Here is a 21,833-nt window from a genome sequence, read left to right as displayed (position 1 = left end):
AGTACCAAGCGCGGCTTGACCAGTATGGGAACAAGCCCTTCCGGATTGTCCTCGGTCGCGGAGGGCGACCAGGGCCGAGGTGGTGCCGCAATCCGTGGCGCCCGAACAGGTCACAGCCTTCGAGCGCATGGCGGCACGCGCTTTTGTCACCCGACATCACCGCCACTTCACGAGAATTTCAGGGAACCATTCGGCTGACGGTCAGGTTTACCCCGTGTCGCATCCCAAGGCGGCCAAGATCAAGATACGGAGTAAAATCAATGTACAGGAAACTTTTCGCAGCATCCGTCCTGACGATCGGTCTCGCCACATCGGCGATGGCCCAATCGTCGGACGCTACCTATTCCAACCATCACAATTGGTGGCTGTTCGGCAATGAGGATTCGTCGGCCATCGACCAGAGCACCACTGGCAGCATCAACGCCGACGGCTCTGGATTGAGCACCCTTGGCAACCCCGGCCCGGCCGGGCCTTGTGCCTCAAGCACGCCAGGCCCCGATGCGAACGCTCAGGGCAACGTCAACGATCAGTATTGCGGCAAGTAAATAGGCAGCCGCGTATTGCCTGCCGCGGGACGCCGTCTCTCCTGGCGTCCGCGGCTGGCGCAGGGCTGGATCAATCCGAGATTTCAGTCTGAGGCCGATCGCGGCCGTCGGCCAGTTCCTCGTGCCATTTGCCCTCGGCGTCCTCATACTGGATACCATCGGTGGAACCCGCCACCTGCTGTTCGGCCGAAGCGATCTCGGCGGCACGCAATGCATCCTGATGGGTGGGAAATGTCTCCGAGAAGGTCGCACCGACCTTGTAGGCCCAGCCACCGTCATGCTCGACGATCTTGTAAGTCAGCTTCGCCATCAAAACCTCCAGTTAAAAGGTCCGCCTGCTCAATGCAGCCGGTCGTCGGGCAGCTTGTCGTCGGGCACCAGCACTTCCGATTCCCTGGCCGCCTCGATCAGTGCCCGGCGCGCTTCCGCTGTCGAACGATAACCTTCCAGCACTTTGAGGCAAGTGTCGAGGGCATCACGATGACGAGGCCCGCGATTGAGCGGCCACACCGTCATCAGGCACTCGGCCGCCTCCTGGGTCGAGCGGATATGGCGATATTTACCGACATGGCCAAGCTCGACCACGACCGGCGTTTCAAAGGGTTTGTTGTCCATCATCATGGCCGCAACGCAAAGCAGCCAATTTGGTTGCAAAAGTGGCCTTCGGCCTGCGCCCAAAGGTCGCGACGCCGTTGCGCAAGCGCGTCGGCGTCGGGAGAAAGGGCGATCAGCCGGCGGCCTTCATCCAATGTTCCATCGTCGTCACCGAGCGGGCGAGCTGCGGCGCCGGATGAATCTTTTCGCTGAACGTGGCGGCCGCACGCCATCCCCAGCGCGGATCGGCGAGGAAGGCTCGCGCCAGCGCCACCATGTCGGCGCGACCCTCGGCGATAACAGCCTCGGCCTGTTTCGGGTCGTCGATCAGGCCGACCGCCCGGGTCGGGATGCCCGCGCCCTTGCGCACGGCTTCGGCCAGATGCACCTGATAGCCGGGGCCGGTGGGTAATTTCTGCAATGGCGAATTGCCGCCGCTCGAGCAGCAGAGGTAGGCGACGCCTTCGGCCTTCAGCGCTTTCGCCACCTCGACCGCGTCCGCGACGTCAAAGCCGCCATCGACCCAGTCCTTCACCGACAGCCGTGCGCCGAGCATCAGTTTCGGCGCGGCTTTCTTCACCGCCCTGGCGATCTCGACGACGAGACGCATCCGGTTTTGCAGCGAGCCACCCCAGCGATCCGTGCGCTGGTTGGACAGCGGCGACAGGAACTGGAAGATGAGGTAGCCATGCGCCGCATGCAGTTCGATGAAGTCGAAGCCGGCACAGTCGGCCCGCCTTGCGGCGTCCGCGAACCGCTCGACGAGCTGCAGGATTTCCTCATCGTCCAGGGCGCGCGGCACGTTCCAGCCGGTGTCGTAGGCGATGGCTGAAGCCGAGACGGTCTGCCAGGGATCCTCGTTTGGCTGCAATGGGCCGCCGCCTTCCCAGGGCTTGCGGTTCGAGGCCTTGCGGCCGGCATGCGCCAGCTGCGTGCCGAACTTAGTGCCGGGCGCGGCCACGCGCTTGGCCGCATCCAGCGCGCGCCGCGCGGCGGCTTCATTGTCTTCGGAATAGAGGCCGAGACAGCCATGGCTGATGCGTCCGCGCCGCTCGACATCGGTCATCTCCACCGTGACCATGCCGGCACCGGACATGGCAAGGTTCATCCAGTGGTAAAGATGCCAGTCGCTGGCCGAGCCGTCCTCGGCGGAATACTGGCACATCGGCGCGACGGCGATGCGGTTGGGGAAGGTGAGCCCATCGAGAGTGATCGGCTGGAAAAGCGATGTCGTCATGGAAAAACTCCGGGAAGGGGAATGCGCTATCTAGGCGACGGCACCCGTCCATACCACACACGAGACGGTGAAGCGCGCGCTGGACCAATCGCCGGATTGCGCCTGTTCCGCTTCGCGGCTACGCCTGCGTCCGCCAGCCAGCATCGAGGTGTCATATGGAAGACCGCGTTCGTATCCGCTCGGAAGAGGTTCTCTCCGACGACTGGGCGGTCCTGAAAAAGACCGTGCTCGACTATCGCCGGCGTGACGGTCAATGGGAGACGCAGGTCCGCCAGACCTATGATCGCGGCGACGGCGCGGTGATCCTGCCCTATGACCCCCAGCGTTCGACTGTGCTTCTGGTGCGCCAGTTCCGTTATCCCGCCTATGTCACCGGCCACCGCGAGCCGCTGATCGAGGCCTGCGCCGGCTTGCTGGACGAAAACGATCCGGAAACCGCCATCCGCAAGGAAGCCGAGGAAGAACTGGGTTACCGGTTGAAGGACATCGAGCGGCTGTTTTCGCCTTATATGAGCCCGGGCAGCGTCACCGAGCGGCTCTGGTTCTTCGTCGCGCGCTACTCGCCCGCCGACCGCATCTCGGCCGGCGGCGGCGCTGCGGAGGAGGGCGAGGACATCGAGGTCCTGGAAATGCCGCTCGACGAAGCGCTGGCCGGCATCGCCGATGGCCGCATTGTCGATGCCAAGACCATCATCCTGATCCAGCACCTGAAGCTGAATCCGGTGACGGCTTGATCAGAGACCGAGCGATCTCAATTCAGCCCGCGTGACCCAACAGTCGGGTGGTGGCCGCGTCACGATGATGTTCGGAATTAACGCGATCGACGCCTTCGACGGTTATGGCGAACGTGCCGTTTTCCGTCCTGGCTATCCAGCCCTTTGCTTTCAGATACCAGAGGTGAAACTCGAGGTGCTCTTGCGGACAGCCTGACATTCGTTCGAGTTCTTCATCGCCTATCCCGGGATGATTGACGTCCTGTCGGCGTTTTACATACAGCAGCGACAGCACTTTGGCTTGAATGACGGAATCTCGATCGAAGCCCTTTGTGTTGCTCGCCTCATCGGTCAGCTCGGCCCGGTGGCTCAAATGCGCCTTGTACTGAATGTCGTATTGCGCACGCTTGACCGGATCCTTGAGCGTGTTGTGAGCCTCAAGAATATCGCTGAAGCGTGACTCGTTCCCAGTGACTTGGTTGTCGGGGTGGTAGCGCATGGCAAAATGCCGAAAAATGCGTTCTATCGTTTCCGAATTGGCATTCGGACTGATTTCCAGCATTTCGTAGAAGTCGATGAACATACCTGGCTTCCCCATGCCATTTTCGCCGTCTGTGTCTCAGCGTCAGGTGACAATTTTGGCGACGACCATAGAGTATATATTTCACGATTTACTAATGTGCCGAGCGTACAAAGGGTCAGATACACGAATTAAGCGAAAACGTCAGACCTTTGCGTCCTGAGCTGCAGACCTTGGTCTGGTAGCATTTCGCTCGTCGGAGGCGGCTTGCCATGACCGATAAACCTTCTGAACCTCCAGTAGAGCGTCGAACGCACTTACGCGAGGTGGTTTTGAAGGAGGCGTTCATAATCACGCAGGATGGCGAAATAGGCTGCGCCGTCAGAAACCAGCATGAGCATGGCGCCGAGTTGCGTGTCGCTGCGGGGGTTGAAGTGCCAAATACCTTCCGGCTGCGCGTGCCGTTGGACGGTGCGACTTATCGAGCGGAAGTGCGCTGGAGAAAGGGCGAGCGACTGGGCATCCAGATCCACGGCAATTTCTCGCTGAAGATCACCTAAAGGCGGTAAGCCGGTTGATATGAGGGCACCCAGCACTGCGTTGCAGGTGGCTTTCGTCGTCTCGCATCCCGCCGCCATCTCATCAATCCTGACGTTGTCGCCGATCGCTTGCTATATATTAGAGCAAGCGCATATTATGCCTTGGGGACTAGGGCGGGGAATTGAGAATGTGCAGCACCTGTGATGGCAAAGCGGTCGACCGGAGGGACTTCCTCAAAGTCGGCGCGGGGCTCGTTGCATTCGGCGTTGGTGGGGCCACATGGTCGGCGCGCGCGGCCCAGGGTGCGGTGACCGCGCTGAGCCTCGATGACGCGCTCGCGGCACTGAAATCCGGCAACGAACGCTACGTCAGTCACCCGGAACTCTGCTCGATAGACCTTGCCGCGCAGCGGAATGCTGTTGCCGCACACCAGGCGCCCTGGGCCACGATCATCAGTTGCGCTGACAGTCGCGTTCCGCCTGAACTGATCTTCGGCGGTCACGGCGTTGGAGAACTGTTCGTCGCCCGGAATGCCGGCAACCTCGTCGACACCGCCACGCTCGGGACGGTCGAATACGGGGCAGCGGTGCTCGGCTCACCCTTTATCGTCGTTCTCGCGCACACAAACTGCGGCGCCGTCAAGGCGGCGTGCGACGTAGTGACCAAGAACGCGACCTATCCTGGCGCGATCGGTCCGATGATCGAACCGATCCTGCCCGCGGCGATAGCCGCGCGGAGCGAAGCGGGTGATTTCGTCGACAACACCGCCAAGGAAAGCGCACGGAGGACCGCGAGGCGACTGGCCGCCTCGAGCAAGGTGCTGGCCGGCCTCATCAAGGCGGGGAAGCTGAAGATAGTCGCGGCAATCTATGACTTGCAAACGGGTGCGGTGACTTACATCGAATGACACACCCGTCATCGAGATCGAAGGCTCTGGGGGCCTCGATGCGTCGGGGTCTGGCTTCGCCTGCCTTTCGGGGCGGTGACGGCCGCAATATCGGCCACAAGGGCCGCAGCAGGCGTTCGGCAGGGCGCAAGGACGCGCCGGAGTAGTGATGGCGGTCATCAACTGACGCCTTGCCATTGCCAATCGGAATGAGCGGCATGCGCGAAGCTTTCATCGCAATGGTAATCTTCCTATGCCTGACGGTGGCCGCGCTCGCCAGCACGGCGATATGGCCAAAATTGCCGGCCAAACATCGTGACGATGACACGAACACCGTGGTTCGGCACGCCGCGAACCTGTTCGGGGTCATGACCTCGCTGATGCTCGGCCTGATGATCAACTCGGCCAGGAACACCTTCGAATCGATCGACCGCAACGTGCACGCCTATGCGACCGAATTGATCCTTCTCGACAGGACCTTGCGCCAATATGGCCCGCAAACCGACACGGTACGCCAGCCGCTGGTCGTCTATGTGCAGCGTGTGGCGGGTGATTCTTCGCCCACCAGCGAGACGCTGGTCGCCGCCAACCGGCTCTCTGAGCAGTTGCTGGCGGAAATCGGCACCCGGCTGAGTGCGCTGGCGCCGACCGACGATGCGCATGGCTTCATTGTGCAGGACGCCCGCCAGCATTTGCAGAAAGTGCTGGAGTTGCGCTGGGTGCTGATCGAGCAGTCGGAGGGCACGATCCCGGTGCCTCTGATCACGCTCCTGGTTACCTGGCTGGTGCTGATCTTCGCCAGCTTCGGCTTCAGGGCGCCACGCAATACGATCACCGTTTCGACCTACGCGGCATCGGCGGCTTTGGTTGCCGGGGCGATCTACCTGATCTTCGACATGGACGTGGCTTTTTCCGGCCCGATCCAGATTTCAATGGCCCCGATGGAGAGGGCGCTGTCCGAGTTACAGCAGTGATCCGCAGCAGTGGCACGCCGGCTAAACGACGCTGCGGCGGTTCAACAGAGAAAAATCCAAACAAATCTGAAGACTTTTTCTGGTGCGGACGACGGGAATCGAACCCGTACGATCAGAGATCGAGGGATTTTAAGTCCCTTGCGTCTACCAATTCCGCCACGTCCGCAGGCACGTCCTTTTCAGATGCCAGACACAGCCCGTCAAGTCGTGTTCTGCGGTGGCCGAACGCGCACCCAGAGGAGGTGGCATAACGATACTGGCGCGATCGCGGAATTATGCGCGCCGCGCGCATCGGTAAATATCTGCGTGGCGGATCCGATCCGCCTAGGCCGGCGCCTCTCAGGCCAACCCATCCCCCCGCCCACTTGGGGGCGCCGGCCGCCCCCTTTCCAGCGAGTGGCCGCGGCCGTTGTAAGCCAGGGCCGAAAACGTTGCCCGTGGAACTACGTTCAGAATTTATAGCTGAGATTGATGCCGACCGTGTTCAGTTTCACGCTCTGATCGCGGTCGTTGAAGGGGGCTGGCGCCTCGTGGTTCTCTGAGCCGAAGTCGTAGTAGCGATATTGCGCGCCGACGACGAACTTGTCTGTCAGCGCGTAGTCGACGCCTGCGCCCACGGTCCAGCCGACATTTGTGCCCGTGTTGTCGAACCCTGGCCCCGAGGTCTGCGACGTCTCGATGCCGGCAAAGGCAATGCCGCCGATGCCATAGACCAGCAGGCGGTCCATGGCGAAGCCGGCCTTGGCGTTGACCGACCCGAACCATTTGATGTCGGCGCCGAATGTATCTCCCAGGCCCGATTGCGCCGTGCCGTCGACCGAGGAATAGTTGAGATCCGCCTCGGCGCCCAGCACTGCCTGATCGAACTGCCAGAGGCCGGCGACATGGCCGCCTACGAACCCACCGCCGACGTCCGGCGTGATGGAAAACGGCGCGCCTTCCGTCGTGGTGATCTCGGAGCGGCCCCAGCCATATCCTGCCTGCAGGCCCGCATAGTAGCCGGTCCAGTCGAAGCCAGGCGCGGTCATCGGCACATCGACTGTCGCGTCGGCAGCAAATGCCGGCAAGGACAGGGCAAGAAGACCGGCACTTGCGACCATCAGGCGACGCATCGAACTCCCCGAGAAGAGTCATAGATCCCAGGTCGGAGCCTAACCTGATTTTCGGCAAAACGGAATCGGATTTCTGCAAACGCGGTTAGCGTCCTCGCGGGTCTCGAGGAGTTGGCGGGTAGCGTGCTGCCGCGATTGCGGTGGCGCGCGCCTCGTGCGAAACACCGCCATCGTGAGAGGATCCTTTATGCGCATCTTGTTCCGCTTGGTCGCGGCCGTCGCGGCGGTGGTGCTGGTCGGTCAGGCCGCCGTGGCCGAACCGCTGACGCTCATCATTGCCAAGGCCGTGGCCGTTCCCGATTCTGTTTCGGGGCAGGCCATGCTCAGCCTGAAGCTCACTCCCGACAGCGGCAAAGCCTTTGCCAGGTTTACGGGGGCAAATGTCGGCAAGATTGTCGATCTCAGCATCGACGGCGCCGTGGTGATGTCGCCGCGCGTCGTGGAGCCGATACGCGGCGGCGAAATCATGGTCAGCGGCACGTTCATGGGCGGCGAGGTCGAGCGTATCGCCGAGCGGATTTCAGCCGGCGATGCCAAGGTCGAAGTTGACGTGAAACCGGAGTAATCCGGCAATCTCCAGGCAAATCCATTCTTCCTCGCTGGCCAAAACGCCGTCGGCTTGGCACAGTCGGACAAACAGGAGTCTTTGATGATCAGGAAGCCGCCCGTCCGCGCGACAAAACCCAAACCGTGGACCGAAATGGCGACCGATCTGGTCGATGTCGCGATGGGCCGCAAACCCGCCGATCTGGTCATCCGCAACGGGCGCTGGGTGAACGTCCATTCGGGCGAGATCATCGCCGGCACCGACATCGCCATATCGGGCGGCCGCTTCGCCTATTGCGGGCCGAATGCCAGCCACACGATCGGGCAGGGCACCAAGGTGGCCGACGCCGGCGGCCGCTACCTCGTGCCCGGCCTTTGTGATGCCCACATGCATGTCGAGAGCAGCATGGTCACAGTCACCGAATTCTGCCGCGCCGTCGTCCCGCACGGCACCACCTCGATGTTCATCGATCCGCATGAGATCGCCAATGTGCTGGGCCTGCCAGGCGTGCGGCTGATGCATGACGAGGCGGTGGCGATGCCCATCAACGTGCATGTGCAGATGCCGTCCTGCGTGCCGTCGGCACCGGGGCTGGAGCATGCCGGCGCCGAGCTGACGGTCGCCGATGTCGCGGAAGCAATGACCTGGGAAAACATCATCGGGCTCGGCGAAGTGATGAATTTCCCCGGCGTCGCCGCCAACGATCCCGTCATGTCGGGCGAGATCGCCGCCACGGTTCAGGCTGGCAAGACGGTTGGCGGCCACTATGCCTCGCGTGACCTTGGCTTGCCGTTCCATGGCTACGTCGCCGGCGGCCCAGAGGACGACCACGAAGGCACGCGGGCCGAGGATGCCATCGCGCGCGTGCGCCAGGGCATGAAGGCGATGCTGCGGCTGGGCTCGGCATGGTACGACGTTGCCTCTCAGATCAAGGCGGTGACGGAGAGCGGCATTGATCCGCGCAATTTCATCCTCTGCACCGACGACAGCCACTCCGGCACTCTTGTCCAGGACGGCCACATGGACCGGGTGGTGCGCCACGCCATCCAGCAGGGGCTGAAGCCGGTGACCGCGATCCAGATGGCAACGCTCAACACCGCTCAGCATTTCAAACTGGAACGCGAGATCGGTTCGATCGCGCCGGGGCGGTTGGCCGACCTGCTGGTCGTCTCCGATCTCGCCGCAATGAGCATCGACGAGGTCTATGCGCGCGGCGTCAGGCTGGCCAAGGGCGGCAAGCTGGACATCGATATCCCGGCCTATGATTATCCGAAGACGGCGAAGAACACCGTCAAGTTGGGCAAGAAACTGAAGGCCGGCGATTTCGATATCGCGGCACCCAAGGGCGCCAACGAGGTGCGGGTGCGGGTGATCGGCGTCATCGAGAACCAGGCACCGACGCGGGCCCTGGAGGCCGATCTGCCGGTCGAGGATGGACTGGTCGCGATGGATCGCCGCAACGACGTCTGTCAGATCGCGTTGGTCGAACGGCACAGGGGCACGGGTGGCGTCACCAATGCCTTCGTCTCCGGTTTCGGTTACATGGCCGACTGCGCCATGGCCTCCAGCGTCGCCCATGACGCCCATCACATCATCTGCGTTGGCACCAACAAGCAGGACATGGCGCTGGCCGTGAACCGGCTGGGCGAAGTCGGCGGCGGGGTCGTGCTGTTCTCCAGGGGCAAGGAACTGGCGCTGGTCGAAATGCCGATCGCCGGACTGATGTCGGACGAGCGGGCCGAGATCGTCGCCGCCAAGGCCGAGAAACTGACCGCGGCGATGCGCAAGATGGGTTGTTCCCTGAACAATGCCTACATGCAGCACTCGCTGCTGGCGCTGGTGGTCATTCCCGAGCTCAGGATTTCCGACGTCGGCCTGATCGACGTGACGACGTTCCAGAAGGTCGATCTGTTCGTCTGAGACCAGCCGTCCGCTCGTGGCTGCTCAGCCGCCGGTGGCGATGGTCAGCACCTTGAACGGCGTCGTGATGATGACTTCGGCGGCGGAGCCGACGACCTTTCCCAGGCCCTGACCGATATTGGCGAGCTGTGCGGGGTTCTCGTCCGCGGCGAGCCCGGCCGGCGTGCGCAGCCGGTCGCCCAGCAATTGCACCAGGAACGGGTTGTCGGCGAATTTCGCGTGGTTGAGACCGCCGTCACCGCCTTTCGTTTTGGTCAGATCGACCACCGACACGCCATAGGAGGCGAGATCGGCGGCATCGCCATAGTCGCCGACGCGCGGTTTGTCGCCGGAGATGAACGAGGACAATTTGAGCGCCCGGTCGTCGCCCGAAAGCAGCACGGCGAACGGCTTGTTGGGTTTGCCATAACGGATCATCTGCTTCTTGAACACGTCGACATCGATGTCCGGTGAGGCAAGGATGACATAACCCAGTTTGCCGCCGAGATCGCGGTCGCCGGTGATGGCAAGTTGGCGCAGCGCCTCCATCGTCAGCCAGGTTCCCATCGAATGGGCGATGATGTCGATGCTCTTGACGCGCGTCTTGGCGAGCATCCTGAGCGTTGCCTCGAGATCGTCACGGGCGGCGGTGGAACTGTCCTTGTCGTAGATGTAGCCCGTCGTCTTGGCGCTCGATGCCCATGAGAACAGCACCGGAGTGCCCGGATATTTGGTGTCGTGGGCGATCTGCGTCAGCCGGTAGATGCCGTCGTCGAAACCATTGTTGAAGCCATGCACGAAAACCAGCGCCCGGTCGCCGCGCATGGCGATGTCGGAGCCGACCGCCTTGGCGAATTGCGGCGCGCCTTCGTAGAAGGTGACGTCCGTGGCCGCAAAATCCTTGGCCGGATTGCTGTTGGCGGAACCCTTGGCGCGCTCGATGTTGCCGACCTGATGGCTCTTCGGAACCGTGACATCGACCCGCGCGAAACTGGTGGTCAGGGAACGGTCGCCGTCGAAGACCTGTCGCGGGTCCTTCACCGCTTTCTGGCGGGTGGTGGCGACAAATATCTCATGGGTGGCCGCAATATCGGATGCCGGTACGGTGACCGTCGTCTTGTTGAGCAGATCATGCGTATTTCCGGCGCAGCCAGCGACCAGCAGCGCGAACGCGACGACACCGAAACTCTTCAAGCCCAAGGCCACGCGTCGGCTCCCGCATAGGGGGACGTCAAACGCATGACGTCGCTCGATACTCCGATAAGGCCAGAGGCGGGCGCGGTCCAGTTCAAAGTGAGCCGATCGTTCGGCGATGCCGGACAGGCACGGCGAAATCCGCTGCGCCGCATCTACTGCCCAAGCAGGCTGATGCGGTCGGTCACGTCCCGGTCGCTGGCAAAACCATCGTCCTCGCGCAGCCGCTGGCCGATCATCTTCACCAGTGCCGGATTGTCGGCGAATTTCGTGTGGTTGAAGCTGTCGCTGCCCTTGACCTTGGAGAGATCGACGACCGTCACGCCATAGGAGGCAAGGTCCGCGGCATCCTTGTAGTCGCCGACGCGTGGGCGCGAGCCGGCGATCAGGCCGGACAATCTCAGCGCGCGATCGTCATCAGACAACAGCAGGATGAACGGCTTGTCGGGCTTGCCATAGCGGCGCATCTGGCTCTTGAACACATCGACGTCGATGTCGGGAGAGGCGAGCACCACGTCGCCGAGCTTGCCGCCGAGGTCGCGGTCACCGGTGATGGCGAGCTGGCGCAGTGTCTCCATCGTCACCCAGGTTCCCATCGAATGGGCGACGATGTCGATGCGCCGCGCGCCGCTCTGCGCCAGCATGCGCAACGTCACTTCGAGCTGGTCGCGGGCGGCACTGGCACTTTCCTTGTCATAGACATAGTCGGTGGTCTTGGCTCCCGAGGCCCACGAGAACAGCACCGGCGTTCCCGGATAACCGGAATCGTGGACGATCTGGGTCAAGCGGTAGACGGCGTCGTCGAAGCCGGTGTTGTAGCCGTGGACGAAGACCATGACGCGGCCGCCGCGTGCCGCTATGTCGGCGCTGAGCGCGCTGGCGAATTTCGGCTGCGTGTCGTAGCCGACGACTTCGGAAGCCATGAAATACTTGGCCGGATCGTTCGATTTGCCGCGTGAGCGCCGCTCGATCTGCCCGGTCTGGTGGAGACCGGGAACGGTGACGTTGACGCGGGCGTAGTTCAGCGTCGCCGAGCGTTCGCCGTCGAAAACCTTGTTTGGATCGTCGGAGGCCTTACGGGTCGTGGCAATGAAGATCGAGTGGTTGCCTGCGATTTCCGTCACCGGCGCGGACATGACCGCGCTGCCGAGCAGTTCCTCGGTTTTGCGGCCGCCGCAGCCCGCCACCAGCAGCGCAAGCGCAAGAATGCAAATCGTCTTCAAATGCACGTCAAAAATCCACTCGAGCCCAAAAAGGGCCAATCCACCCTCCGCGATATCTCCCCAGCAGGCGAAGTGCGGCGGAAGTAAGTCGTGTCCAGCCAAAATGCGGTCGGCGCCTCGCGACCGCGGGCGCAGTGTTGCGCGAAAGCCAAAGCGGGTGGCAAGGCCGCAACGTCGCACAAGTCAGGCACCTGCAACTGGCCGGATGTCGAACTTCCGCGTCCACCAATGCGCGGCTCAGCGCGACGAAGAGGCATGAACAAACGTCCCCAAGTGCTTGCTAGCATTTCGGGAAGGCGCCGTTGCGGGCACGGGCTCGACCGGGCAATGGTCTTGCGGGGCCGGATGTGTAATAGGGTTCTCCTCTAACTCGCCCGCGGGCGATCCCGGGATGATCTTGCCATGACCAGCTTTTCCTCGCGCGTCGCCACCGCCGCCTCCGCGATCCGCCAGATATTCCCGGAAACGCCGCTGCAGGAAAATGACTATCTGTCGAAGAAGACCGGCGCGCGGGTGCTGCTGAAGCGCGAGGATTTGAGCCCCGTGCGCTCCTACAAGATCCGTGGCGCCTTCAACTTCTTCCGCAAGGCGCTTGGCGAAGGCAACCAGGCCGAGCTGTTTGTCTGTGCGTCCGCCGGCAACCACGCGCAGGGCTTCGCCTTCGTCTGCCGCCATTTCGGCAAGAAGGGCGTGGTGTTCATGCCGGTGACGACGCCGCAGCAGAAGATCGACAAGACCAGGCTGTTTGGCGGCGATTTCGTCGAGATCAGGCTGGTCGGCGATTTCTTCGACGACTGCTACCGCGCCGCCTTCGAATTCACCGAAAGATCCGGTGCCCACATGGTGCCGCCCTTCGATCACAAGGATATCATCGAGGGTCAGGCGACGGTCGCCTACGAGATCGCGGACCAGATGCCGGGCGGGCGCATGCCCGACATCGTCATGCTGCCGGTGGGTGGCGGCGGGCTCGCCGCCGGGGTGACGCACTATTTCGCCGATCAGGGCCGCGAGGCGCGTTTCGTCTTCTGCGAGCCGGCCGGCGCGCCGAGCCTGCGCGAGAGCCTCGCCGCGGGAAAACGGCTGAAGCTCGCCAAGGTCGACAACTTCGTCGACGGCGCGGCGGTCGCCGAGATCGGCCGCGAACCTTTGCGCTATCTCAAGGAGTTTGCCGCCGACAGCGTGCGGCTCATCCCGGAAAACCGGCTCTGCGCGACCATGATCGAGATGCTCAACATCGAAGGCGTGGTCCTGGAGCCCGCCGGCGCGCTGGCGATCGACGCGCTGAAGGATTTTTCCAGGAAGGAGATCAGGGGCAAGACCATCGTCGCCGTGGTGTCTGGGGGCAATTTCGATTTCGAGCGGCTGCCGGACGTCAAGGAAAGGGCGCTGCGCTTCGAGGGCCTGAAGAAATACTTCATCATCCGTTTTCCGCAGCGGCCGGGCGCGCTGCGCGACTTCCTCGACATGCTGGGTCCCGACGACGACATCGCCCGCTTCGAATATCTGAAGAAGTCGGCGCGCAATTTCGGCTCGGTGCTGATCGGCATCGAAACCAAGGATCGGCGCAATTTCGATCTCCTTGAGGCAAATTTCGAGGCCGAGGGCGTCCAGTATCAGGACATCACCGAAAACGAGACATTGGCCGGGTTCATCATATGAGCGGAAAGATCTTCATCGCCCTGTTTTCCGGCATCAATGTCGGCGGCAACCGCATCGTCAAGATGGCGGAGTTGCGGGCCTTCTTCGAGGATCTCGGCTTTTCCGATGTCGCCACCTATGTGCAGAGCGGCAATGTCGTGTTCCGGGCCGACAAGGGTGATGCGGCCGCGCTGACCAAACGGATCGAGGCGGCCTTCGAGACAAAATGGGGTTTCCATTCGCGCATCATGGTGCGCGATTTCAAATGGTTCGAAAGGCTGGTGCGCGAAAATCCATATCCGGAAGCGGCCGCCGACCACACAAAGCTCCACGCCTATGCGCTGGAGCGTGAGCCGACCGCCGACGAGGTGGCGCGGTTGGCGGAAAAGTGCACTGGTCCCGAGCGTTTCGAGGTCAAGGGCGACGTGCTCTACCTCAGCGCGCCGGACGGGCTCGGCAAATCGGTGTTCGCCAACCTCATTCCGCGCACGTTGAAAGTGCCGGGCACGGCACGCAATTGGCGTTCGGTGCTGGCGCTGCTGGAGATGGCGGGCAAGTCCCGCAGCGACTGATCCGTGCGTCTCGCCGGAAATGCGGGGCGGCGACACGCATGAACGAACTACGCCGCCTCGGCGCGTTTCCAGTCGAAGGCCAGTTCTTCGCGGAACGCAAAGCGCTTGATGTGGTCGGCAACGACGCTTTCGAGGCGCTCGATCGAAGCGGGCTCGTCGGTCGATACCGTGATGTGCAGCGCTGCCCCGTCGGCGTCCATGACCGTACGGCCGAGTGAAAGGTCGATGATGCCGTGGTTGGGGTCGAACTCGACGGGAAACTTGTGCGCCCAATGCTTGCACAGCTGTTGCAGATAGCGGCTTGCATGGGCCGTGGCGACATTGGCATGGCTGGTCGGCATGAAGGGTTCTCCGAAGCTCAATCTCATGACGAGGCGCCGCTCTTCAGGGCAGGCGCCATGGCTGCATAGATAGGCACAACCTCGCCAAACACCATCGAGGGGCCGCCGGTCGAAAAGGTGATCGATTACCAGCTTCCGGTATTCGCCATTGATGCCCACGGCTCGGCCTTGGCCTTGGCTGGGCCTTTTTGCAGAAGCTCGATGGAGATGCCGTCAGGCGACCTGACGAAGGCCATGTTGCCGTCGCGCGGCGGTCGGTTGATGGTGACGCCATTGTCCATCAGATGCTGGCAGGTGGCGTAGATATCGTCGACCTCATAGGCGAGGTGACCGAAATTGCGCCCGCCCTTGTAGTCTTCCGGATCCCAATTGTAGGTGAGTTCGACCAGCGGCGCCTTCTCGTTGATGCCGCTCTGCTCGTCTTCCGAAGCGGCCAGGAAGATCAGCGTGAAGCGGCCCTGCTCGTTTTCATAGCGGCGAACTTCCTTCAGGCCGAGCTTGTTGCAGTAGAAATCGAGTGAGGCATCGACATCGGCGACGCGGACCATGGTGTGCAGATAGCGCATGTGTTTTCCTCGATCTGTTGGGTTGCGGCGCAACATAGGGTCGGCCCGGTCAAAGGGCAATCGTGAGGCGGCAAGCGGTGCCGGCAAAGAACAAATCCGGTATTCCCGCAATGAACCGTGAAAAAAGGCACGTCAGGTCTTGCACACACCGGAAGCCGCGGTGTTAATCTGGTATCAAGAATCAGTTGCGGTGTTCTTGAATAAAGGGGGCATTCTTATGGGGGAAAAGGCCTCTTTGACGGGGCGGGCCAATACCCTTGGCGACGCTTTGACGCGCGACGAAGGCGGCGATGCCGACCTGGCCGAGATTGCCGGCGCCATCAAGTGGTTCGATGTGGCCAAGGGCTATGGCTTTATCCTTCCCGATGACGGTGTTTCGGGCGATATCCTCCTCCATGTGACTTGCCTTCGACGGGACGGCTTCCAGACTGCCCTGGAAGGCGCGCGCGTGGTCTGCCTGGTCAAGCAGGGTGAGCGCGGGCTGCAGGCGTTCCGTGTGCTTTCCATGGATGTCACCACCGCCGTCCATCCCGCGGAAATGCAGGAGCAGCGCACCCACGTCTCGGTGACTCCGGAGAGCGGGCTCGAACGCGCTTTGGTCAAATGGTTCAACCGCACCAAGGGGTTTGGTTTTCTGACGCGCGGCGAGGGCACCGAGGACATTTTCGTCCATATGGAGACCTTGCGGCGCTACGGCATCACCGAGCTTCGGCCAGGGCAGGTCGTGCTTGTCCGTTTCGGCCGCGGTGACAAAGGCCTTATGGCCGCCGAAATTCACCCCGATATGGGCACCTTGCCGGTTTCGCACTAGGGCGATCCGGCCGAGGATTTCATATGACACACAGGAACGGGCTGACGGCGGGCGTGATGTGCGCTGTGGCTGCCGTCGTGGTCGCCGCCGCATTCTTCTATTTCCAGGTACCCAGCGCGGCCGATGGCCGGGCCATGATCCTTCCCGTCGATCCCGCGCCGCTGGTTGTGGCGACGAAAAACGGAGATCGCTCGTTTTCCATTGAAGTCGCTGACACCGACGCGGAGCGGGAGGCCGGGCTGATGTATCGCCAGGAGATGGCGGACGACCATGGCATGCTGTTCGTTTTTCCGATCCAGCAACAGGTCGGCTTCTGGATGAAGAACACGTCGATGCCGCTTGACCTGATCTTTATTGGTCAGGACGGCAAGATCCGGGCTGTCAAACAGGGCGTACCGCAGTCCGAGGCCGTCATTTCACCTGGCGTACCCGTGCGTTTCGTACTTGAACTCAAGGCCGGCACGGCCGCCAGGAACGGCATCGAATATGGCAATCTGTTGAGCCATCCGGCCATCGGCACGGTCTCCGGTCCGAGCGCGCCGCCGGCGGACGACGGCGATGCGCCAAATGGCGGCGGCTGAGTGCCGATGGTGGTGTAGCCGATGCAGTTTTTCTCTCATGACGGGTTCGATCTGGCTTTCCTCGACCGTCAGCCGGCATCGGGCGAGGGCGATCCGGTGCTCATGATCCACGGCTTTGCATCGAGCCATTATGTCAACTGGGTGTCGCCCGGCTGGTTCAAGACGCTCAACGATGCCGGCTACCGCGCCATTGCCTTCGACAGTCGCGGCCACGGCTCGTCATCCAAGAGCTATGAGGAGGCCGACTATACACCGGCGAAAATGGCTTCGGACGCGGCAGCCCTGCTCGGTCATCTCGGCATCGAGCGCGCCCATGTCATGGGTTATTCGATGGGCGCGCGCATCGCGGCCTTCCTGGCACTGTCCGACCCGGACAAAGTGGCGACGCTGGTTTTTGGTGGCCTCGGCATCGGCATGATCGATGGAGTAGGCGATTGGGATCCGATCGCGGCCGCCCTTCTGGCCGAGGATCCGGCCGCGACCACCCATCCGCGCGGTCGCTCTTTTCGCGCCTTCGCCGACCAGACCCGCAGCGACCGCCGGGCGCTTGCCGCCTGCATCGTGACCTCACGGGAACTGCTTGATGAGCAGGATATTGCCCGCATCGCCCAGCCGACGCTGATCGCGGTCGGTACCACCGACGACATTGGCGGATCGCCGGACGAGCTTGCGGCGCTGATGCCGAACGCCAGGGCCTTCCACATCGGGGGCAGGGACCATATGCTGGCCGTCGGGGACAAGACCTTCAAGCAGCGCGTGCTGGAGTTTTACGCCGAAAATCCGCTCTGAGGCTCCGGAGTTTGGGGACGAGCATCTCGGGTCGCGAAATGATCTAAATCAGGTCAAGGCCTGCAGCGACCGCGCTATGTTCCGCCTTGCCTGCGGCTCGAAGCGCTGCCGGAACTCCTGCGTGTGAAAAATATGCGGGCGGGCAAGGAAGCTTTTCAGCACCGCGCCGCGGCCGGCACGCCACATCGGCTCTTCCACCCAGCCATATTCGTGGCGAACCGCGCGTTCATAGGCGTCGAATGCATCCGGCGCGGCACCCAGGATCGAAAGATCCATGTCGAGGAACAAGCTGGCGTCGCGCGTCGCCGCAACGTCGTCGAACAGCGGCAACTGGTGCGTGGCGGTGGCGAGTATCATTGCGCTGACGCGGCTCAGGCGCCCGGCATCGATGCGGCCGGCGAGCTTTTGCTCGGCAAGGGCGGCACTTTGCGCTTCGTTGTCCTTGGCCCTGCTGTCATACACGGCGTCATGGAACCAGATCGCCGCTTCGACGGCCTCGGGGTCGTCCAGAAGCGTTCGATAGTCATCGGCCAGCTCCAGCATCGCTTCGATATGGGTGAGGTTGTGATAGTGGCGATCGCCGGCCTTGTAGAGGACCGAAAGCTCGGTTTTCAGGGCATCGTCGATCAAGGGTTCGTTTTCCATGGCTGCTTGAATTCCCGCGAACCAAATCCATTTGACACAGCACTAAGGAAAATTGAGTTCAATCATGCTATGAACTGGCTTATATGTGCGGCCAGATGGCAGGCAGACTAGCAGGACGCAGGACGAGACGTCGATGAACAGCATCAGCATTTCCCGCCAAAGCGCGTTGCAGCCGGTCGATCCGATCTGGCGTTCGATCCGCGACGAAGCGATGGAAGCGGTCAACCGCGACCCCTTGCTGGCCGCGTTCCTCTATTCCACGATCCTTAACCAGGAGAGTCTGGAAGAGGCTGTCATCCATAGGATCGCGGAGCGGCTTGCTCATCAGGATATCGGCTCCGATCTCATCCGCCAGACCTTCAAGTCGATGCTCGCCGACGACAAGGACTGGCCGACCACGGTACGCGTCGACATCCAGGCTTATTATGACCGCGACCCGGCTTGCGACCGGTTCATCATGCCAGTGCTCTATTTCAAGGGCTTTCATGCCATCCAGACCCACCGGCTGGCGCACTGGCTGTGGAACCACGGCCGCAAGGATTTCGCGCTCTACCTGCAGAGCCGCTCGTCCGCGGTCTTCCAGACCGACATCAATCCGGCCGCGCGCATCGGCAAGGGCATCTTCATCGATCACGCCACCGGCCTCGTCGTCGGCGAGACCGCGGTTATCGAGGACGACGTGTCGATCCTGCATGGCGTGACGCTGGGCGGCACCGGCAAGGCCGGCGGCGACCGCCATCCCAAGATCCGCCACGGCGTGCTGATTGGCGCCGGCGCCAAGATTCTCGGTAACATCGAGATCGGCCATTGCTCAAAGATTGCCGCCGGATCGGTGGTGCTGTCGCCTGTGCCGCACAACAAGACGGTAGCCGGCGTGCCGGCCCGCGTGGTTGGCGAGACCGGCTGCGACCAGCCTTCGCGCCAGATGGACCAGCTTCTGCCGTCGCAGAAGATGGACCACGTCATCAGTTTCGATATCTGATTTGCCGGCAGTTGCCCCGGATGATTGCCCGGCAGCGCTGCCGCTTCCGGTGCAATAAGGCCGGCTTGCCTTTACATCGCCATTGTCGACGTGCCAGAAGCGCCGTTCAAACGAGCAAGCCGATGATCGGAGAAGACTGTTGAAGCCGGACGAAATCAGAAAGCTGGACGCCTATTTCAAGCGCGTCTTCCAGAACCCCAAGCTTGAGGTCAAGGCACGGCCGCGCAAGGAAGATTCGGCCGAGGTCTATGTCGGTGACGAATTCCTCGGCATCGTCTTCAAGGACGAGGACGACGGCGACTACAATTTCTCGATGGCGATCCTGGACATCGACCTGGCCTGAGCCCGCAATGCCACGGCAGGCCGCATCGAGCGCGGCCGGCCTCTTCTGCCTGTCAATGTCCGGTCTTTAGGATTCGCCCCGCCTTGGCCGTGATTGCCGCGTCTAGCGTCTGCCAGTCGTCAAGGAATTTCCTTGGGAAGCGATAGGTAAGGCTGAGATCGTCCCCGACATGGATATCCCGCTCGCAGGGCGCCAGCGATTCGCCGGCGCTCGGCCCGCTGAGGCAGCGGGCCACGAAAGGGTCGGTGCCCGCGCGCTTGCCGACGACCAGCACCTCGTTCAGGTAGCCTGATTTCTCATTGAACCCGTAGACCGTCGTGCCGCCGGGGCCTGGTATGCCGGGCTGGATGATGAGCGCGCTGTAGATCGGCCCGAACCGGCCGCTCATGTCGCGCGACATCATCTGCTGCTCGAAGGACAGGAAAATGATGTTCCTGTTGGCTCCGGCGTGATTGAAATCATCGCGCGACGCCTCGCTGTAGCCGTCCATCTGGGGATAGCGCATATAAAGGTCGAGGCGCGTGGCGACGCCGTCGCGCCGGGCCTGCTCGAACCGGATGAAATTGGCCGGCACGGTGATGACGTTCTTGCCGATCACCACTTCGCGCACGGTCGCGTCGTCGGTGTAGCCGGCCATGGCAATGGAACGGCCGAACCATTTGCCGCCAAGGCTGATGGCTATCGACAGCAAGGCCAGAGCCGCGAACGCGTAGAACACCCGCTTCATCAGCATGGAATCGACCACGGTCAGTTTCGGGCCGTCGGCGATCGCTGCCTGCTTCATCTCGGTCCTCGTTCCACCGCCAAACGGCCATCCGTGTGTCCGCGGTCCAAGTGTCCCTTGACGGCACACTTCGCACGGCACGGCCCTTGCAGACTTCCTGAAACGACTGTGCGATTGCATGGTAAATGGAGGGTTAATGTGGCCCAGATGGAACTCTTGCTGTTCGCTTTTGTCGTCGGCTTGACGGTTTGCGGTCTGGCGGGCTCGACAATGGAGCTGGTATCGGGTCGCAAGGTCGCCTTCACCGAACCCTATGTGTCGCCCGCCCATGTGCTGCGCTCGCTGGCTGTGACCGCGGGCGCCGGGCCGTTCATGCTGGTCAACGATGCGCTTGACGCCAGGCGCGCGAACCGCATCTCGACAGTGGCGCTCCTGTCATGCGGCTGCACCGCTATTGCCTGGTCGTTGGCGCTGGGCATCGTCGTACTGGCCATTGCTTCCTGGGCCGTCGGTCTCCTAGGGTTTCCGGCCTGAGGCGATTCGGAGACCGACAATGCCGCTTTATGCGATCGATGGAACGGAGCCGAGCTTCGCCGACGCGGACTCGAACTGGATCGCGCCCGATGCGACGCTGATCGGCGACATCAGGATCGGCCGCAATGCCGGCTTCTGGTTCGGCGCCGTCATCAGGGGTGACAACGAGCCCATCGTCATCGGCGCCGACACCAATGTGCAGGAACATACCGTCATGCACACCGATCCCGGCTTTCCGCTGACCGTCGGCGAGGGCTGTACGATCGGCCATCGCGCCATGCTGCATGGCTGCACGATTGGTGACAACAGCCTGATCGGCATGGGCGCCATCGTGCTCAACGGCGCCAGGATCGGCAAGAATTCACTCGTCGGCGCCGGCGCTCTGGTCACCGAAGGCAAGGAATTTCCGGACAATTCGCTGATCGTCGGCTCGCCCGCCAAGGCGATCCGGGTGCTGGACGACGCTGCGGTCGAGCGGCTGCGGGCCTCGGCCGCGCACTACGTCGCCAACGCCAGGCGCTTCAAGCTCGGGTTGAAGAAGGTCTGAGGTCTCGGCCGGCATGCCGTCGGCCACCGGCGCCTATTAATCCCGGCTGCCGGTTGCGCGCTCCGCAAGGGCTGCCCGCAGCAGCGATGCGCCCACCTCGAACCCTGCAATCTCTGCTTCTTCCAGCGCTGTCGTGCAGTGGTCGATGCGAGTCCTCAAAGAGGGATCCGCGCCGGCGGCAAGAAGCAGGCGGATCGCCTCGGCGTCTCGCATGGCCACGGCGTGATGGAGCGGCGTCCAGTCGTTGACACCTCGCATGTCTGCACTGGCGCCGTGATCGATGAGGATGCGGATGATGTCGAGCTTGTCGGCGCGCTCGGTGGACAGCGCCGCGATGATCGATGGAAATCCGGCATGATCGTCGTAGTTCGGGCTCGATCCGGCGTCGAGCAGCGCCGCGACGAAGGCAAGAGGGCTCCAGTAGATCGCGTATTCGAGCGGATGGCCTAGGCCGAGCTCAAACGGCATGCGCTCGTCAAACCAGCGGGGCGAACAGCCCAGGACGGTGCCGAGGCCCTCGAAGTCACCAGCCTTGAAGGCATCGTCGATCGCCTTGAACAGACGATGGCGTTCGCATCGATCTTCCGGAATTTCCTGCATGGCTGCGGTCCAGAAGGCGGAGTTGCCGACTGATAATATCTCGATCTTCCGCCTGTGGAGATTAATATCACAATGTACTGATGTCTTCCCAGAAATGGCGGAGCCGGCCCGGGGACGGGGCCGGCTCCTTTGACCCGGTCGTTGGGGACGGGGGGGGGGGGGGCGCGCCCGGGGGT

28 protein-coding genes and 1 tRNA gene are annotated in these 21,833 nt (G+C 62.4%); 16 read left to right on the top strand and 13 right to left on the bottom strand.

Annotation, left to right across the window (positions count from 1 at the left end):
* The first annotated feature begins 260 nt into the window (after nucleotides 1-260).
* Nucleotides 261-545, top strand: coding sequence for a hypothetical protein (locus tag LB554_RS02030; RefSeq protein WP_015318081.1), 285 nt, complete (start codon nucleotides 261-263; stop codon nucleotides 543-545).
* 70 nt (nucleotides 546-615) lie between these two features.
* Here the strand turns inward: LB554_RS02030 and LB554_RS02025 are convergent, their stop codons facing one another.
* From LB554_RS02025 to LB554_RS02015, 3 genes are all read right to left on the bottom strand, one after another.
* The gene (locus LB554_RS02025) at nucleotides 616-855 is read right to left on the bottom strand and encodes a DUF2188 domain-containing protein (RefSeq protein WP_015318080.1); all 240 of its coding nucleotides are present in this window, start codon (nucleotides 853-855) and stop codon (nucleotides 616-618) included.
* A 29-nt stretch (nucleotides 856-884) separates the two neighbouring features.
* Nucleotides 885-1,163, bottom strand: coding sequence for a DUF982 domain-containing protein (locus tag LB554_RS02020; RefSeq protein WP_032935880.1), 279 nt, complete (start codon nucleotides 1,161-1,163; stop codon nucleotides 885-887).
* A 109-nt stretch (nucleotides 1,164-1,272) separates the two neighbouring features.
* On the bottom strand, nucleotides 1,273-2,376 hold the full coding sequence (locus tag LB554_RS02015; protein WP_224582937.1) for an NADH:flavin oxidoreductase/NADH oxidase: 1,104 nt from the start codon (nucleotides 2,374-2,376) through the stop codon (nucleotides 1,273-1,275).
* Between the two features lie 155 nt (nucleotides 2,377-2,531).
* Here LB554_RS02015 and LB554_RS02010 point away from each other — a divergent pair, with 155 nt between their 5' ends.
* The gene (locus LB554_RS02010) at nucleotides 2,532-3,110 is read left to right on the top strand and encodes an NUDIX domain-containing protein (RefSeq protein WP_015318077.1); all 579 of its coding nucleotides are present in this window, start codon (nucleotides 2,532-2,534) and stop codon (nucleotides 3,108-3,110) included.
* A 22-nt stretch (nucleotides 3,111-3,132) separates the two neighbouring features.
* Here the strand turns inward: LB554_RS02010 and LB554_RS02005 are convergent, their stop codons facing one another.
* Nucleotides 3,133-3,672 carry a J domain-containing protein gene (locus LB554_RS02005; RefSeq protein WP_224582935.1) on the bottom strand — a complete coding sequence of 180 codons (540 nt, stop codon included), beginning with the start codon at nucleotides 3,670-3,672 and terminating at the stop codon, nucleotides 3,133-3,135.
* 209 nt (nucleotides 3,673-3,881) lie between these two features.
* On the opposite strand from LB554_RS02005, the gene LB554_RS02000 reads away from it, so the two are divergent.
* The 3 genes from LB554_RS02000 to LB554_RS01990 all read left to right on the top strand — a co-directional run bounded on the left by LB554_RS02000 (nucleotide 3,882) and on the right by LB554_RS01990 (nucleotide 6,009).
* A complete protein-coding gene (locus tag LB554_RS02000) occupies nucleotides 3,882-4,169 on the top strand; it encodes a PilZ domain-containing protein (protein WP_140787467.1) in 288 nt (95 codons plus the stop codon).
* A gap of 167 nt (nucleotides 4,170-4,336) precedes the next feature.
* On the top strand, nucleotides 4,337-5,056 hold the full coding sequence (locus LB554_RS01995) for a carbonic anhydrase (protein WP_224582934.1): 720 nt from the start codon (nucleotides 4,337-4,339) through the stop codon (nucleotides 5,054-5,056).
* 197 nt (nucleotides 5,057-5,253) lie between these two features.
* A complete protein-coding gene (locus LB554_RS01990; protein ID WP_015318073.1) occupies nucleotides 5,254-6,009 on the top strand; it encodes a DUF4239 domain-containing protein in 756 nt (251 codons plus the stop codon).
* Nucleotides 6,010-6,089: 80 nt separating this feature from the next.
* Here LB554_RS01990 and LB554_RS01985 read toward each other — a convergent pair.
* A tRNA-Leu gene (locus tag LB554_RS01985) sits at nucleotides 6,090-6,175 on the bottom strand.
* Between the two features lie 283 nt (nucleotides 6,176-6,458).
* Nucleotides 6,459-7,121, bottom strand: coding sequence for an outer membrane protein (locus tag LB554_RS01980; protein WP_224582932.1), 663 nt, complete (start codon nucleotides 7,119-7,121; stop codon nucleotides 6,459-6,461).
* Between the two features lie 187 nt (nucleotides 7,122-7,308).
* Here LB554_RS01980 and LB554_RS01975 point away from each other — a divergent pair, with 187 nt between their 5' ends.
* Nucleotides 7,309-7,686, top strand: a complete 378-nt coding sequence (locus LB554_RS01975) for a SecDF P1 head subdomain-containing protein (RefSeq protein WP_224582930.1) — start codon at nucleotides 7,309-7,311, stop codon at nucleotides 7,684-7,686.
* Between the two features lie 84 nt (nucleotides 7,687-7,770).
* A complete protein-coding gene (gene ade, locus LB554_RS01970) occupies nucleotides 7,771-9,588 on the top strand; it encodes an adenine deaminase (RefSeq protein ID WP_224582928.1) in 1,818 nt (605 codons plus the stop codon).
* A 24-nt stretch (nucleotides 9,589-9,612) separates the two neighbouring features.
* On the opposite strand, the gene LB554_RS01965 is transcribed toward ade, so the two are convergent.
* Both LB554_RS01965 and LB554_RS01960 read right to left on the bottom strand, forming a co-directional pair.
* Nucleotides 9,613-10,773: an alpha/beta hydrolase gene (locus LB554_RS01965; protein WP_015318070.1), complete on the bottom strand. Its 1,161-nt coding sequence runs from the start codon at nucleotides 10,771-10,773 to the stop codon at nucleotides 9,613-9,615.
* 143 nt (nucleotides 10,774-10,916) lie between these two features.
* Nucleotides 10,917-11,990, bottom strand: a complete 1,074-nt coding sequence (locus LB554_RS01960; protein WP_083883249.1) for an alpha/beta hydrolase — start codon at nucleotides 11,988-11,990, stop codon at nucleotides 10,917-10,919.
* A 396-nt stretch (nucleotides 11,991-12,386) separates the two neighbouring features.
* Between LB554_RS01960 and ilvA the strand changes: the two genes are divergently transcribed.
* Together ilvA and LB554_RS01950 are read left to right on the top strand one after the other, a co-directional pair.
* Nucleotides 12,387-13,643 (top strand): threonine ammonia-lyase IlvA, encoded by a 1,257-nt coding sequence (ilvA, locus tag LB554_RS01955; protein ID WP_140665554.1) that lies wholly within the window; start codon nucleotides 12,387-12,389, stop codon nucleotides 13,641-13,643.
* Nucleotides 13,640-14,194 (top strand): DUF1697 domain-containing protein, encoded by a 555-nt coding sequence (locus tag LB554_RS01950; protein ID WP_224531100.1) that lies wholly within the window; start codon nucleotides 13,640-13,642, stop codon nucleotides 14,192-14,194. Before ilvA ends, LB554_RS01950 begins: the two co-directional genes overlap by 4 nt.
* Before the next feature lie 47 nt (nucleotides 14,195-14,241).
* On the opposite strand, the gene LB554_RS01945 is transcribed toward LB554_RS01950, so the two are convergent.
* Together LB554_RS01945 and gloA are read right to left on the bottom strand one after the other, a co-directional pair.
* On the bottom strand, nucleotides 14,242-14,535 hold the full coding sequence (locus tag LB554_RS01945) for a DUF2218 domain-containing protein (protein WP_041163846.1): 294 nt from the start codon (nucleotides 14,533-14,535) through the stop codon (nucleotides 14,242-14,244).
* A gap of 125 nt (nucleotides 14,536-14,660) precedes the next feature.
* Complete coding sequence (gloA, locus tag LB554_RS01940; RefSeq protein ID WP_140665549.1) at nucleotides 14,661-15,101, bottom strand: lactoylglutathione lyase; 441 nt, start codon at nucleotides 15,099-15,101, stop codon at nucleotides 14,661-14,663.
* Between the two features lie 217 nt (nucleotides 15,102-15,318).
* On the opposite strand from gloA, the gene LB554_RS01935 reads away from it, so the two are divergent.
* The 3 genes from LB554_RS01935 to LB554_RS01925 are packed head-to-tail and all read left to right on the top strand — an operon-like array spanning nucleotide 15,319 to nucleotide 17,282.
* Complete coding sequence (locus LB554_RS01935; RefSeq protein WP_140665573.1) at nucleotides 15,319-15,912, top strand: cold-shock protein; 594 nt, start codon at nucleotides 15,319-15,321, stop codon at nucleotides 15,910-15,912.
* Nucleotides 15,913-15,935: 23 nt separating this feature from the next.
* Nucleotides 15,936-16,493 (top strand): DUF192 domain-containing protein, encoded by a 558-nt coding sequence (locus LB554_RS01930; protein WP_224582927.1) that lies wholly within the window; start codon nucleotides 15,936-15,938, stop codon nucleotides 16,491-16,493.
* 21 nt (nucleotides 16,494-16,514) lie between these two features.
* On the top strand, nucleotides 16,515-17,282 hold the full coding sequence (locus LB554_RS01925) for an alpha/beta fold hydrolase (RefSeq protein ID WP_224582925.1): 768 nt from the start codon (nucleotides 16,515-16,517) through the stop codon (nucleotides 17,280-17,282).
* A gap of 48 nt (nucleotides 17,283-17,330) precedes the next feature.
* Here the strand turns inward: LB554_RS01925 and LB554_RS01920 are convergent, their stop codons facing one another.
* On the bottom strand, nucleotides 17,331-17,927 hold the full coding sequence (locus tag LB554_RS01920) for a hypothetical protein (RefSeq protein WP_140720586.1): 597 nt from the start codon (nucleotides 17,925-17,927) through the stop codon (nucleotides 17,331-17,333).
* Between the two features lie 133 nt (nucleotides 17,928-18,060).
* On the opposite strand from LB554_RS01920, the gene cysE reads away from it, so the two are divergent.
* Together cysE and LB554_RS01910 are read left to right on the top strand one after the other, a co-directional pair.
* On the top strand, nucleotides 18,061-18,909 hold the full coding sequence (gene cysE / locus LB554_RS01915; protein ID WP_015318060.1) for a serine O-acetyltransferase: 849 nt from the start codon (nucleotides 18,061-18,063) through the stop codon (nucleotides 18,907-18,909).
* A 139-nt stretch (nucleotides 18,910-19,048) separates the two neighbouring features.
* Nucleotides 19,049-19,252 (top strand): DUF3126 family protein, encoded by a 204-nt coding sequence (locus tag LB554_RS01910; protein ID WP_006200852.1) that lies wholly within the window; start codon nucleotides 19,049-19,051, stop codon nucleotides 19,250-19,252.
* Between the two features lie 52 nt (nucleotides 19,253-19,304).
* Here the strand turns inward: LB554_RS01910 and LB554_RS01905 are convergent, their stop codons facing one another.
* A complete protein-coding gene (locus LB554_RS01905) occupies nucleotides 19,305-20,036 on the bottom strand; it encodes a hypothetical protein (protein WP_224582923.1) in 732 nt (243 codons plus the stop codon).
* A 147-nt stretch (nucleotides 20,037-20,183) separates the two neighbouring features.
* Between LB554_RS01905 and LB554_RS01900 the strand changes: the two genes are divergently transcribed.
* Together LB554_RS01900 and LB554_RS01895 are read left to right on the top strand one after the other, a co-directional pair.
* Entirely contained in the window at nucleotides 20,184-20,510 is a 327-nt protein-coding gene (locus LB554_RS01900; protein WP_263485710.1) for a DUF6949 family protein, read from the top strand.
* 19 nt (nucleotides 20,511-20,529) lie between these two features.
* Entirely contained in the window at nucleotides 20,530-21,057 is a 528-nt protein-coding gene (locus LB554_RS01895) for a gamma carbonic anhydrase family protein (protein WP_015318057.1), read from the top strand.
* Between the two features lie 36 nt (nucleotides 21,058-21,093).
* On the opposite strand, the gene LB554_RS01890 is transcribed toward LB554_RS01895, so the two are convergent.
* Nucleotides 21,094-21,657 carry an ankyrin repeat domain-containing protein gene (locus LB554_RS01890; protein WP_224582921.1) on the bottom strand — a complete coding sequence of 188 codons (564 nt, stop codon included), beginning with the start codon at nucleotides 21,655-21,657 and terminating at the stop codon, nucleotides 21,094-21,096.
* Nucleotides 21,658-21,833: the final 176 nt, after the last annotated feature.

The sequence above is a fragment of the Mesorhizobium sp. CO1-1-11 genome (assembly GCF_020164995.1).
GTDB lineage: Bacteria > Pseudomonadota > Alphaproteobacteria > Rhizobiales > Rhizobiaceae > Mesorhizobium > Mesorhizobium australicum.
This window is presented reverse-complemented; position numbering and strand designations above follow the sequence as displayed.